We start from the raw sequence: 14296 nt of genomic DNA, 5'->3' as shown, positions 1-14296 counted from the left end.
GATATAGGGCTGTATCTGATGGAATACTACAATCGGATACGACCACATCAATTTAATAATGGTATCAGCCCTTTTGCAGTTGAACAAAAACTTAAAACTGTGTCCAATATTTGTTGACCACTACAGACATTGCTTCGTAAGGGAAGAGGGGGTTAAAACCAACCTGCATCCCCTTGCCGAATATATGCCTCATCTCCTATAGGGAGGAAGGGGCTTAAAGGCGCATTAATGCGCCTCATCCCAGTTTTTACCTTTACCGACTTCAACCAGCAACGGTACAGAAATCTGCAATACCGATTGCATGACTTCAGCCAGTTTCGGTGCCAGTTCATCGGCAATAGCTTCATCGACTTCAAACACCAGTTCATCGTGGACTTGCAACAGCATTTTGGCCTGATCTTTTGGCAACATCTTGTCGACTTCAATCATTGCTATTTTAATGATATCTGCAGCCGAACCCTGTAGCGGGGCATTAATTGCAGCACGTTCTGCCGCTTTACGCACCATCATATTACGAGCATCAATATCCGGTGTATATAAACGACGACCAGAAACGGTTTCGACAAAACCTTGATCGAGTGCCACCTGACGGGTGCGTTGCATATATTCATAAATCCCCGGATAACGATGGAAATACTGTTTAATGTATTCTTGTGACTCTTGACGAGTAAAGCCCAACTGACGGGTTAGACCGAATTCAGACATGCCATAGAGCAGACCAAAATTCACGGCTTTGGCTTGGCGACGTTGATCATTTGTCACCTCTTCAAAAGCGATGCCCAAAACTTCTGCTGCAGTACGACGATGCACGTCCTGACCGTGATTAAAGGCATGTACCAAGGCTTCGTCTTGGGAAAAATGCGCCATGAGGCGTAATTCAATTTGTGAATAATCGGCAGCGAGCAGCACACGACCTTTCGGTGCTACAAAAGCTTTACGAATTTGACGGCCAATTTTCTCGCGAATGGGAATATTTTGTAAATTTGGATCTGTTGAAGATAGACGACCCGTTGCAGTCAGCGCTTGATGATAACTGGTGTGTACGCGGCCACTGTCATTATTGGCTTGTTTGCATAAACCATCGGTATAGGTGCTTTTCAGTTTAGACAGGCCACGATATTCCAAAATCAATGCGGCAATCGGATGATCCAGTTTTTCTAAAATACTTTCACTGGTGCTGTATTGGCCAGTCGAGGTTTTCTTGCCGCCTTTGAGGCCCAGCTTATCAAACAAAATTTCACCGACTTGTTTTGGTGAGCTGACATTAAAACTTTGACCTGCTAATTCAATAATCTGGTTTTCCAGATTCTGAATGGTTTGTGCAAATTCTTCACTGAGCTGGTCAAGGAAATGCACATCTAACTGAATGCCATTTTCTTCCATTTTCGTTAATACACGTGCCACCGGCATTTCAATGCGATGCAAAAGCTGACTTAATTCAGGATGGACTTTGAGTTTTTCATCCAAAACTTCATAAAGACGATAAGTGACATGAGCATCTTCAGCAGCATAATGTGCAGCGGTTTCCAGCGGAATCTGGTTAAAGGTTTTCTGTTTGGCTCCTTTACCGGCAACTTGTTCATAGGTCGTGGTCAGATGGCTTAAATACAGACGCGCCACATCATCCATACCATGACGGGTTGCCACAGAATTCAGCACATACGATGCCAGCATGGTATCAAAATACCAGCCTGCCAAATGAATGCCATGATTTTCCAGTACATGCGCATCGTATTTCAGATGATGCCCAATTTTCTGTACGCTGTCATCTTCCAGAATCGGCTTGATCTGTGCCAAGATGACTTCACGATTGAGCTGTTCCGGTGCGCCTTCATAATCATGGGCCAAAGGAACATAGTAAGCATCGTTGGCATCAAAGGCGACCGAGAAGCCGACAATCTGCGCGATACGATAATCCAGACTGGTGGTTTCAGTATCAAAGGCAAAACGTTTTTCGCTACTTAAGCGCGCAAACAGCTTGTCCCAGTCCTGCTGGTTTAACACACTATGATAGGTTGCTTGACCTAGCTGATCATCGCCACTGGTCACATAAGCATGATCTTCTGTGGTGTCTGGCAGAGTTGCTGGTTTGGCGGTAATGGATCTTGCCGCCTGTTTATAATTTGAATGATTCGGGTTATTTGGGTGATCTAAGGATTGTAGCTGATTACGAAATTCCAGCTCGGTGTACAAATGACGTAAGGTCTCGACATTCGGCTCACCCAGTTTTAAATCGTCATAACCAAAGTTAAGATCCAGATCGATCACAATACTGGCCAGTTGATGGTCCAGTGCAATGCCATCGACATGTTCTTTAATATTTTGACCAACTTTGCCTTTGATCTTGTCGACATTTTCTAAAATGCCGCCAATCGAACCATATTCGGTTAGCAGTTTTGCCGCGGTTTTGGCACCGACACCCGGCACGCCCATGATGCCATCAGAAGCATCGCCCATCAGGGTCAGGTAATCAATAATCTGATTTGGCCATACGCCAAACTTTTCAAACACGCCATCGACATCCAGCGGCTTTTCTTTAAAGCTGTCTTCCAGGGTCACTTTGTCTGTGACCAATTGCGCCATATCTTTATCACCAGTCGAAATCAGCACCTGATGTCCCAGGGCTTCGGCACGTTTGGCCAATGTCCCGATAATGTCATCGGCTTCGGCACCCGGTAAGGTATGCAGGGGAATACCCAGCGCACGAATCAAGGCATGCAAATAAGGAATCTGTTCGGATAATTCCGTCGGCATGCTCGGGCGGTCACCTTTATAAATCGGTGAAAGCTCATGCCGGAACGTCGGTTCTGGCGTATCGAAAATCACCGCCATATGGGTCGGTTGGATCCGACGCATCAGTTTTTGAATAGCAGAAATCGCACCACGAATTGCATTGGTATGTAAACCGGTTGACGTGGTTAATGGTGGCAGTGCGTGAAAGGCACGAAATAAAAAGTAAGAGCCATCGACCAAGACAAATGGTGGCATGTAATCAATTCCTTATTCAAAATACAGCGCTATTGTACGTGATTTTTACTGCGCTCGCTGAGGCGAGTCTGAGTTTACAGCTTAGCGAATATCGGCTGAAGATGAAATAAGCAGCACAAGCTGTTGTATGATGGAATGATTCAGGAAAGAGAAATATAAGAATGGCTGCAGGACGCAATGAGTTACGCATGATCTGGCTGATTACTCTGCTAATTGTTGGGATCAGTGCCTGGTATCTGGATTATCAGATTGTGACTTATTTGTGTGGCGTGGGTTTTCTCTTCAGTGTGATGCAATATGTCAGCGCAGTAGAAGCCCCGCTACAGCAACTGGCTGCACAGCAGCAGAGGTCTCTGGAACGCAATTCAAAAGTTCCTTTATATGTCTCTTCAATTATTGCCATTGTCGGTGGGCTGGCCGAGCTTGACTGGTTGATGGGCATCGGGATTACCGCTTGGGTGTTCTTTTTACTCCGATGGCTGCAACGTCTGGAAGGACGCTTGATACAGTTACAGTCGCAATCTTATTCTGCCGATCCACCACCCTCGACACCACCGAACTGGTCTGATGCTGCACCTGTGACTGCTCAACCGGCTCTAAATTCTCAGTCCACGCCTAATCTCATCGATCAAGTGCAGCGCTGGATCTTTCAGGGCAATCCGGTCTTAAAAGTCGCCATTAGTATTTTAGTGATCGGGATTATTTTGTTGCTGCGTTTTGCCACCGAGCACTGGCAGCTGAGTCTGGCTGCTAAATTAGGTCTGGTTGCGCTTGCCAGTTTGTTTGTAACAGGACTGGGCTATCGGCTGATTCCTAAAAACCGCAGTTTTGCTCTGGCGCTGGAAGGATTAGGTTTAGGGAGTTTGTTTCTGACATTATTCTTTGCCTATTACAATCTGGTGATTCCAACACTACCGCTGGCAGCATGTGTATTTATCATCATTTTGGCAATGACGCTGTATTTAAGTCTGAAACAGGAAAGTATCGAACTGGCCATAATGGCTTTGCTGATTGCTTATCTGGCGCCGTTTACCTTGCCAATCCGAGATGCTTCCGCTGTTGAGCTGATCAGTTATTACTTGCTGATTAATGTCGGGGTGGCAGTGCTGAGCAGCTTCCGCCCCTGGAAAATTCTCAATCAGATTGCCTTTTTAATTACGGCGATTGTCGGTGGAATGTATAGCCTGATTCATGGTGATACTCATGAGCGTTATGCCATGACTGTGCTGATTCTGGCGCATAGTGCGCTGTTTATCTGGCTGGGTTTTCGTTTTAGCCAGTTGCTGGCACGACAGGATTTGTCCCGTTTTCAGCTAAAACCGGTACTCGACTTGGCCTTGATTTTTGCCGCACCGATTACTGCTTATATTTTTCTGTATTTGATTCACTTTAATCAGCCCGATCAAAAACTCTGGCAAGCCGGTCTAAGTCTGTTGTTCGCAGGGGTCTTTGCCACTTGTTGGACTTTATTGCGCCAAAAACAAACGATTCAGCTTATTTCACAAAGTTATCTGAGTCTGATGCTGATTTTTCTGGCACTGGTGCCACCGATCTTATTGACCGAACAATGGAGTGTGGTTGGTTGGGCTGTGGAAGGGGTGCTAATTTATCTGTGGGCCTTAGAGAAAAATGTCCGGGTGGCGCATTATTTAAGTATGGGCTTATTGTTGATGGCCGGATTTAGCAGCCTGTATTATCTGGTCGAAATCAATCCCACACCGCGGATGATTTTCTGGATTTTGAGTCTGTGTTATGTGGCAGTAGTGGCGATCAGTCAGCTCAAAGAAAAATACCAGCAGCAACTGGATAGTCTGAGTATCAGTTTTTTAAGTAGTTTAAGTGTTGCAGTCAGTTTAATGCTCTTTGCTTTGCTGGAAGATGAATTTTCGAGTCAGCATGCCTATGTGTTGAGTTTATTCATCATCACACTGGGCTATGTGCTGTTGAATGAAATGATTCTGCGCAAAAATCAGCAATGGTCCTGGTTGCTACCGAAGTGGAGTGGTATCTCACCCTTGCTGGTCATTGCAGTGATTCTGACACTGGATCGTAGTCAAAATGCGGTGATTGTCTGGGATAGCGGTCTGGAGCGCGGGGTTTTTGCCCTTTCAGCTATATTACTGGCCATGCTGTGGCTCAGACCGCTGGCTGGTTTGCAGCTATCCAAAGAATGGATGAGTTTGGGCGTTTTTAGCAGTTTGGCTTTGGCCAGTCTGTGTCTGATCCCGAGCATGCCTTATTTCAGTATGGTGATCCTGCCTTTATTGTTTTGCCTGTGGTGCTATCGACAGGACCTGCAATCAGGCTGGCAGCAGCTTTGGCAAACCAAGTGTTGTTTATTGCTGATGGCCACTTGGCTGGTATGTTCACAGTTATTTAGTCAGCAAGCATTCCAGTATTACTGGTTGCCGATTCTGAATCCTTTTGACCTGATCAGTGTCGCCATGTTTGCCAGTTTTATCTGGATGCTGTTGCAACAGATTAAGGTTGGCCGTGATAAAGGCATGATCGCAGTCTTGATGGTGCTGAGCCTGTTATGGCTTTCCAGTTATATGGTTTTAAGAGCTTTACATGTGTATTTACACACGCCGTTTAATGATCTGGAGCTATGGAGTAATGCGACGGTGCAACTCAGCTTGACTGTACTTTGGGTATTGCTGGCCTGGATCACCATGTGGACGGCAACCTTAAAAAACCTGAAGCCGATGTGGATTTTAGGCGGCAGTATTCTGGTGGTTGTGACCTTAAAATTGGTACTCTTTGACCTGTCGCATATTGGCACCCTGACGCGAGTCATTTCCTTCTTGCTGGCAGGTGGGGTGATGCTGCTGATTGCCTATATTGCGCCGATGCCAGAGAAAACTGATTGAATCCTCTCCCTAAGCCTCTCCTTTAAAAAGGAGAGGGAATCGAAGGGTTATTTCAGATCAGGCTCTCTTTTGAGTGCCTTGTCATTGGCATATTGGTCAATATCAACATTCTCTAAGGGGCGAGATAATGGATGGTCGACAAAGCCCATTTTCGGCACTGGAATTTCAATCTGATTATCGACAAAGCCATTACGAATCCGTTCCTGCATTTCATCACGTACTTTCAGATAATTTTCCTGCTGGCACCAGATCGCAAACAGCAACTCGATGGATGATTCACGAAAGGCGGTAACGGTGACTGCAGGTTTCGGGTCAGCTAGAACCAGTGGATATTTATTGGCGACATCCAGCAGCACTTCTCGTACTTTAATAATATCTTCGTGGAAATTGATCGCCAGCGTAATCGGAATACGCCGTATCGGAAATTTTGACAGGTTCTGTACCGGTGCCCGAATCAGCTGTTCATTCGGCAAACGTACATAGATATTATCCTGCGTGAGGAGTTTGACTGAAAGCAGGTCAATCGAAATCACTTCACCTTCAATGGTATGCCCACGAATCAAGGTGATTTGAATAGTATCGCCGACTTCGAAAGAACCCTCACCAATCAGGAACAGACCGCTGATCAGGTTGGATGCCGAGGTTTGTGACGCAAAACCCAAGGCTACGGTGAGAATCCCGGCAGCCCCGAGGAAGACACTCAGTTTAAAACCGGCTTCTTTCAGGCTGGCCATTACAAACAGCAGGAAAATAAAATAGAAAATCCCGCGGCGCCAGACCAGCTTCTGATGGGCATTAAAACGTACACCAATGGTCCGAATAAAGGTATTGGAAATAAAGCGCGCAATCAGGAAACCAATAAAACATAACACCACCGCGACCAAAATTTCGGTTAAACGGTCGGTATTGATATTGGTAAATACTCCCTTCAGGCTGTTGGTGACTTCGGTCGGAATATTTGAACTTGGCATCAGACGCCCTTAGAAAAATGAATCAAACATATTAAATAAAGCGCCCGCCGGATCACGCGGTGGATGCAGATAGGCGACTTCACCGGCATTTGGCGGGGTACGGTTCTCCACCCGAATACGCGGTGGGCGGTCCGAACCTTCATGCAAGACCCGGATTTGCGAGGTCCATAAGCGCCCGGTACTTTCACTGTAAAATAACGGCAGGGCAGGCACCGGGACATTCATCCGGTCAAAGCGCAATTGCTGGTTACTGGTATTGTGAAATTCAATCGGTGTAACCGCACGAAAAGCGCGTGGATGCAATTGTTTCAGTTCAGTTCTGCCATCGACTGCAGTGGCATAGCAGATTTCACCTGAGCGATGATTCGGCCCAAACCAGGTGTCTTTTGGCAAGATCACCGGGAGATCAAAAATTGGTTCGCGCTGCCCCTCGACAAAACCAGCAATCCATAAGGGCGTGCTGATATAAAGCGTACCACGTTGTCCGGCAGGAATATAAATCGGATCAACCGGCTTGATCACCACCGAACGGTTTGCCAAACGTGGCATCAACTGTAATTTATTTTGGGTAGATTTGAACATATAACGTTCAATGTGCACCGGCGCTGGAAAGGCAAAGTTCGGATCATCAATCTGATGCCATTGCTGCTCATAATCATATTGCACCACAGGACGATAGTATTCCAGTCGCCATTCCTGAATGCCTCGAGTCAGACGAAACAGCAAGGAACCAAACTGCCAGGCTTTGGATTGATTTATTTCAAAAATCTGTTCTCCCCACCAGCGCATTTTCGCTGTATTCGGGATTAATTCATCTTTATCTTGCGGCAATGTTGGCACCCTTTCTTGCTAAATCTTTGAAAACATACTTCACGCTGTCATATGCTTAGAGTACACTCAATTTAAATTTTTTCATCATTATTATAATTCACGATGCAAGTACTTAAACAATTACAAATCCCATATAGCTTCGCCAAGCGCCATGGTGTGCTGTTGCGTTATGAGGGAGATCAGGCCTTTATTCTGCGTCGTGACAATACCTCGATGCTTGCATTGCAGGAAGCGCGCCGTCTGCTCGGTTATCCGGCTCATTTTCAGCTGTGCAGCGAACAGGAATTTAACCAGTTACTCAGCTCCAGTTTTGCCGGAGATAGCGGCGAATCACAACAGGTGGCTGCGGGTCTGGAAGATCATCCGGATTTACTCAGTCTGGCCGATTCCGTACCTGAAGCTGAAGATCTGATGGATCAGGAAGATGATGCGCCGATTGTACGACTGATCAATGCATTATTGTCTGAAGCGATTCGGGTCGGGGCTTCCGATATTCATATTGAATCTTTTGAGAAAAAACTGTCGGTACGTTTACGGGTCGATGGCCAGCTCCGTGAAATTGTCCAGCCGCGCCGTGAACTTGCGCCGCTTTTGGTCTCGCGGATTAAAGTCATGGCCAAACTGGATATTGCGGAAAAGCGCATTCCACAAGATGGTCGTATTTCCTTGCGTCTGGCCGGACGTGAAGTCGATGTCCGTGTATCTACTTTGCCATCCTCTCATGGTGAGCGTGTGGTGATGCGTCTGCTGGACAAGCAGGCCGGTCGTTTAAATATGACCCATTTGGGCTTGATGAATAATGACTATGATCGACTGAAAACTCTGGTGCATCGTCCACACGGCATTATTTTAGTCACTGGCCCCACCGGTTCGGGTAAAACCACCACCTTATATGCCGCACTTTCTGACCTGAATGATGGTTCCAAAAACATCCTCACCGCTGAAGATCCGATTGAATATCAACTGGAAGGTATTGGTCAGACCCAGGTGAATACCAAAGTGGATATGACCTTTGCACGTGCCTTAAAAGCCATGCTGCGCCAAGATCCTGATGTGGTGATGGTGGGTGAAATTCGTGATCTGGAGACCGCAGAAATTGCGGTGCAGGCCTCCTTGACGGGGCATCTGGTGTTGTCGACCCTGCATACCAATACCGCGATTGGTGCTGTCACGCGTTTGAAGGATATGGGCATTGAGCCGTTCCTGCTTTCAAGTTCCCTGATTGGGGTAATTGCCCAGCGTCTGGTCAGAACGTTATGTCCGCATTGCGCGACCTGGTATGAAGCAGATGCTTTTGAAAAGAAACTGTTTGAAAATATTGAACATCCACAGGATTTAAGACTGCCGCAACCACAGGGTTGTGAACGCTGTGGCAATACTGGTTTTAGTGGGCGTACTGCGATTTATGAAATTGTGCCCGTCGATGATCATATGCGCCGTCTGGTTCATGGCAATGCGGCCGAATACGAAATAGAAAGTTATGCACGGCAGCAATCCGGTTCGATTCGGGATGATGGTCTGCGCAAAGTTTTGGCAGGGAAAACTACCATTGAAGAAGTATTACGGGTCACCAATGAAGCAGCAGAATAATTTTTTAATCTGCTGCTTTTAATGACTTATCCTCAGGATATCTGGATATTTACCAGAGGCTGACGATTTTTTTCATCAGTTGGGCCCGAAAAGGTGCAGTCGGATTGCCCGGATTCCGCTGAGTTTCATTTTCATAGAAGGTCTGCCAGGCCTGCGCCATTTCTAAAGTAACCCCATCCTGTTTCATTTTTTCAACATCGGCTGTGGTGACACGCTGGAAACGGACTTCGGCATCTTTGGGGCCAGCACCCCAACCAATGATACCTTTACCAAATTCAGGCAGAATCATATTGTTGGGTGTTGCAGGAATGGGCAGACGTTCAATCCCGGCATTAACTACAGATTTTACTTGGGGGCGAACTTTTTCTGAAATTTGCAGCTCTGCAAAAGAGGCAGTCGCAATGCTGAACAGGAGAGAACTAGAAATAAATAATTTGAACATGGTGACTTAAAATAAATCATTGCAAATAAGAATCATTATATATAAGTATTAAGATTTTTGCTTTTGTTTTGAAAAGAGAATTTGTTTTTAAGGGAAGATGCAGCGATTAAAATTTTATAATAGCGCTCTAGCTATCCTGAAGCATTTTTTCAGGATAGCGGTTGAATCGAAAAATTAAGTAATGACGTTTAAGTTCACATCAATATTATTGCGGGTTGCATTTGAATACGGACAGACAATATGCGCGGCATCTACCAGTTTTTGCGCTTCTTGCTGATCCATACCTTCAAGATGGATATTTAAAGTCACCTCAATACCAAACCCGGTCGGAATTGGACCAATTCCTACATCACCCTCGATATAAGCATCTTTACTCATATTCAGTTTGTCACGATTGGCAACAAATTTCATCGCACCCAAGAAACATGCCGAATAACCTGCGGCAAAGAGCTGTTCAGGGTTGGTTCCACCACCAGGTCCCCCCATTTCTTTGGGCACGGCCAATTGTACATCTAAAATCTGATCGTCAGAGGTGGCGCGGCCATCACGACCACCTGTGGCTTTGGCATGTGCGGTATAGACGGCTTTTTCTAATGACATGAGCTTAATCCCTATTTATTGTTCATGGAGCTTCTATGCTCGGCGATTTTGCCTGAAGAATAAGCAGGGATTTTGTTAATTTATGCAAGTATCCGGGCAGGTTTCTTAAGAAAGTTGTAGCAGTTTACGATGTTGCATTAAAGGCATGGATTCACGGATTTTTTGCTGTTCACTTAAATCAAAGTCCACCGTAATCAAATGTGCGCCATCAGCATGGATCATATTCAAAAGTTGGCCGCGGCTATTGGTGGCAGCTGCATGCCCCCAAGTCTGACGTTTTTCACCATGCCAGCCTTGTTGAGCGGCGCCAAGTACCGAACACTGGCTATCCATGGCACGGGTTTGCAGCAATAACTGCCAGTGCATTTCACCCGTGGTATAGGTAAATGCAGAAGGCGCAGTCAGCAGGTTTGCACCCTTAGCACGTAAGCTTAAAGCCAGTTCTGGAAAGCGCAGGTCATAACAGACCATCAAGCCGATATTGCCAAAAGGAGTCTTCGCGACGACCACCTCTGTACCAGGCTCAAAGAATTTGGACTCCTGATAACCACCGACAGCATCGCCGACTTGTACATCAAATAAGTGAATTTTGTCATAACGCGCTTCGGTTCGTTCAGGACTGATACACAGACTGACAGTACGCACCCGGCCATCTTGAATGATTGAACCATCCGGACGATAAGGGCAGGGCAAAGTCCCGGCCACAATCCAGGTTTGATATTGATGGGCAAGTTGTTCCAGACGTTGTTGAATGACTTCAAATTGTGCAGCAGTTTCGCGTTGTTTGCCTGCTGCGAAACAGACGAAATTTTCCGGGAAAACAATTAACTCAGCACCATTGGCCTTACTTTGTTGAATTAAAGACTCAATCTCCACAAAATTGGCGTCAATTTCATTTTGAGAATTCATTTGTGCAACAGAAAGTAAAGTCATGCGGTCCTCTTATATAGTCGTTATACCTTTTGCTCGGAGATTTTATCTAAATTGTCTTGCTCTTTCTGTAACTGTTTGACTAAAGGTTCAAACATATTCTGGTTGCTTTGATTTAGCTTCATCAAGGTTTTATGCGCATCCAGAACGGTATTGAGCATATTTTGATGCGTCACATGTTCTTCCATCAGCGCACGGGTGCAGACATTCGGATCGCCACAATAATTCAGAATCACAAACACCTGGCTCAGTCCCATACTGTTGGCCAAAGTAGTAATGTCGGAATTGGTAGAAAGCATAACAGCTTGAATATTATGTACTTGCTTGAGTTTCAGTCCTAACTTGGCCAAAACACCGAGTACGGTACTGTCAATAAAACTGGTTTCGGTGAGATCAACGATAGCGCCAACTACGTTGTCCTGCTGTTCAATTTTGTTCAGTAATTTGTCTAGACTAATACAAGATTGGGCACGCACTTCGCCGATAAGCTTAAAAATATGCGTTCCATTCAGACTTGCATATTCAACATGACCTGTTGACATATAAATGCCATTTGCAGAGAAGGATATTAAATTATCCCATAGGGTGTATTGATACTCAAGTAGCTGAAAGTGGTAATCAAATTAAGTGCTTATAAAGTCTGTAAATATACTGCTAATTTACGCGGATAAAGCTTAAAAAGGCGATATCGTCGGCCACATGTTCTGGAGCCTGAAATGACTCATTCTGCAAGTGATGTAATAATTGCGAAAATTGCTCATTTAATCCACCATCAAAGGGTTCCAGTGCACCATCTGAACAGATGATAAAACGGGCATTAGGGCTTAATACCCATTCGTTTTCTTCAACCTCAAGCTCTTCGGTCAGACCTAAAGGGAAGCTGCTGGTAGAGAAAATCTTAGGCTCTTGATTGGGTTCAAATATAATCGGTGGGGGATAATGTCCGGCACTGGACCATTTTAATACATGGGTTTCCAGATTTAAAATCCCGGCAATCATGGTGATGTGCTTTTCAATATTTTCCTGCATTAGCATGCCGTTAAGCTTTTTAATCAGCTCGCGCGGCGTTTTGGAGCGACCGTGAAAAGCAGCCATCCAGGACGTGAGTAAACTACTGGTGACGCCATGTCCAGATACATCGGCCAAATAGAAAATCACTTCTTTGTCGCTAATTTTCCAGTAATCATACCAATCTCCTGAAAGATAGGCTGAAGGCTGAAAATAAGTTTCGACCTCATAATTGGTCAGTTTAATCGGGTTGGGTAACAATCTTTTTTGTAGTTCTGCCGCAGAAGGCAGATCACGGCTATCCTGGTTACGTTTATATTGCGCATCAATTTTTTGCAGCGCCAGGTCAGGATTTTCAGGAAGTTTATTCCAGATCCAGCCTGCCAGCGCCCCTTGCTCCCAAGCCTGAGCCAACGCTGTGCCTTCATGCTCTAAGGCCAGCACAATGGTAGGCAGATTCCACTTATATTTCAGATAGTCATGTACATCTGCAATTGCGATAATCGTAGAATCATACAGCTCATGATCATCCAGATAGATCATCTGAATATGCGGAAGCGTATCAAGTACCTGATCTAAATAGGGAATATCACGAGTCGGTTGAATGAAATACATAAAAAAGTGATTCGATCTCAGGGTTGGTTATACGATGTACTATAACAAGCAAGGTATTGCTAGCGAACAGATTTCACTAGCAATCATACATCAAGCATGAACTTAAAGATCTTCTTCTGAAGATTCAATATTGTTCTCATCAAAAGGTATATCTTCAGAACTATCTTCTTCGAAGTCATCTTCTAGGAATAGGGTATCTTGTTCTGTACCTTTCTTTTCAGCAATCGCGTAATTGGTGCGTTGCAAGTAAATATCCCGAATCTGGGCATAACGATCACCGGTCAGCACCCCTTCAACATCCAGTATTTCCGAGCGGTTATCAATGGCACGCCAGAACTGGTCGGTCCAGTAAAGCCCATCTTCATCTTCGAGAAGATATTTTTGTGGGCGGGTTTGACTATCTACAGCAGTACCAATCACCCCACGCACTGAACTTGGGCCTAAAAATGGCAACATAATATAAGGACCAGACGCAACACCATAATAACCCAAAGTAGTTCCAAATCTCTCGTCTTCATGACTTAAACCAAGGCGACGTGCCGGATCAGCCAAACCTAAGGTCGTTAAAGTATTAATGGTAAAACGTCCCAAGGATTTTGCTGCGCGGGTCGGACGGCCCTGAATCAGCTGATTGACTACATTCCAGGGTTCACCCAGGTTATTACGGAAATTGGTGTAGCTACCGCGGACATCCTGTGGAACTTTCTCAACATACTGAACAGCTATAGGACGTACCACAGTACGGTCAATCGCATCATTAAACTGATAAATCTTTCTATTTAACGGTTGGAAAGGATCTTTGACTTCTTCAGCCTGTGCTGCACTGGCATCGACTTTTAGCTGTGTCTGTAATTGTTGTGCCTTGGCCGATATTTTGGTTCTGAGTGGCGTTTTCAAAGATTCATTTTCCACATCCGTGTTGACCTCTGCGAAAACATGTACGCTTGATACTAGAGAAAATAAGCATATAGATAAGTAAATAGAACGATGCATAAGGAAACCCGAGGCCTTGTCTGAGTAAGGAGCACTACTTATTAGTATAAAAATAATAAACGTTATATTCACGAATAGACATCATTTAAGCAAATTTGTATAAAAAATGAATGAAAATACACAAAAAGAGTAAAAAATGTACATGCAAAATAATTTTCTTGAAAAAGGTGTTGCAAGCGCCCTGAAATGCTGTAGAATGCACATCCATCGGCAGTGATGAAGATTAAAACTTCTGATAAAACAGTAACTTAGCACGAAGTGTTAAGATTGGGTTTTTGTTTGATAAGTTTAAATTAATTTGAATTACGGATTGACACTTTAGAAATTCAGTGTAATATAGCCGACCTAGCTTGCTGCTGACGAAGTAGCAAGAAGATCATTAAGAGATTATGAAGAACAACTTGTGTGGATTTTTACTGGTTGATCGATCGAAATTATTTTCATTGATTGATGGTAGA

The 14296-nt window shown here is 44.8% G+C and carries 11 protein-coding genes; 2 read left to right on the top strand and 9 right to left on the bottom strand.

Going from position 1 to position 14296, the window contains the following annotated elements; translation table 11 throughout:
- Positions 1-225 precede the first annotated feature (225 nt).
- Complete coding sequence (polA, locus tag FTT73_RS14795; protein WP_180191605.1) at positions 226-2988, bottom strand: DNA polymerase I; 2763 nt, start codon at positions 2986-2988, stop codon at positions 226-228.
- A gap of 161 nt (positions 2989-3149) precedes the next feature.
- Between polA and FTT73_RS14790 the strand changes: the two genes are divergently transcribed.
- Positions 3150-5858 carry a DUF2339 domain-containing protein gene (locus FTT73_RS14790; RefSeq protein WP_180078829.1) on the top strand — a complete coding sequence of 903 codons (2709 nt, stop codon included), beginning with the start codon at positions 3150-3152 and terminating at the stop codon, positions 5856-5858.
- 47 nt (positions 5859-5905) lie between these two features.
- On the opposite strand, the gene FTT73_RS14785 is transcribed toward FTT73_RS14790, so the two are convergent.
- Positions 5906-6829 carry a mechanosensitive ion channel family protein gene (locus FTT73_RS14785; protein ID WP_005095828.1) on the bottom strand — a complete coding sequence of 308 codons (924 nt, stop codon included), beginning with the start codon at positions 6827-6829 and terminating at the stop codon, positions 5906-5908.
- Between the two features lie 9 nt (positions 6830-6838).
- Positions 6839-7618 carry a hypothetical protein gene (locus FTT73_RS14780; RefSeq protein WP_167381259.1) on the bottom strand — a complete coding sequence of 260 codons (780 nt, stop codon included), beginning with the start codon at positions 7616-7618 and terminating at the stop codon, positions 6839-6841.
- A gap of 144 nt (positions 7619-7762) precedes the next feature.
- Between FTT73_RS14780 and gspE the strand changes: the two genes are divergently transcribed.
- Positions 7763-9250 carry a type II secretion system ATPase GspE gene (gene gspE, locus FTT73_RS14775; protein ID WP_159138729.1) on the top strand — a complete coding sequence of 496 codons (1488 nt, stop codon included), beginning with the start codon at positions 7763-7765 and terminating at the stop codon, positions 9248-9250.
- A 49-nt stretch (positions 9251-9299) separates the two neighbouring features.
- Here gspE and FTT73_RS14770 read toward each other — a convergent pair whose 3' ends face one another.
- The 6 genes from FTT73_RS14770 to FTT73_RS14745 form a co-directional block, all read right to left on the bottom strand.
- Complete coding sequence (locus FTT73_RS14770) at positions 9300-9692, bottom strand: DUF4951 domain-containing protein (RefSeq protein ID WP_100355709.1); 393 nt, start codon at positions 9690-9692, stop codon at positions 9300-9302.
- A 174-nt stretch (positions 9693-9866) separates the two neighbouring features.
- The gene (locus FTT73_RS14765; protein WP_005095836.1) at positions 9867-10292 is read right to left on the bottom strand and encodes an organic hydroperoxide resistance protein; all 426 of its coding nucleotides are present in this window, start codon (positions 10290-10292) and stop codon (positions 9867-9869) included.
- Positions 10293-10397: 105 nt separating this feature from the next.
- Positions 10398-11225 (bottom strand): carbon-nitrogen hydrolase family protein, encoded by an 828-nt coding sequence (locus FTT73_RS14760; protein WP_074384078.1) that lies wholly within the window; start codon positions 11223-11225, stop codon positions 10398-10400.
- Between the two features lie 20 nt (positions 11226-11245).
- Positions 11246-11764 (bottom strand): anti-anti-sigma factor GigB, encoded by a 519-nt coding sequence (gene gigB, locus FTT73_RS14755; RefSeq protein ID WP_004647542.1) that lies wholly within the window; start codon positions 11762-11764, stop codon positions 11246-11248.
- Positions 11765-11876: 112 nt separating this feature from the next.
- Positions 11877-12845 (bottom strand): RsbU family protein phosphatase GigA, encoded by a 969-nt coding sequence (gigA, locus tag FTT73_RS14750; RefSeq protein WP_005095839.1) that lies wholly within the window; start codon positions 12843-12845, stop codon positions 11877-11879.
- Positions 12846-12947: 102 nt separating this feature from the next.
- Positions 12948-13838 (bottom strand): VacJ family lipoprotein, encoded by an 891-nt coding sequence (locus tag FTT73_RS14745; RefSeq protein ID WP_074384079.1) that lies wholly within the window; start codon positions 13836-13838, stop codon positions 12948-12950.
- Positions 13839-14296: the final 458 nt, after the last annotated feature.

Origin of the sequence: Acinetobacter sp. YH01006 (assembly GCF_013420445.1) — a bacterium.
Classification (GTDB): domain Bacteria; phylum Pseudomonadota; class Gammaproteobacteria; order Pseudomonadales; family Moraxellaceae; genus Acinetobacter; species Acinetobacter pseudolwoffii.
Note: the sequence above shows the minus strand (reverse complement) of the source record. Positions and strands in the feature narration are given on the sequence as shown.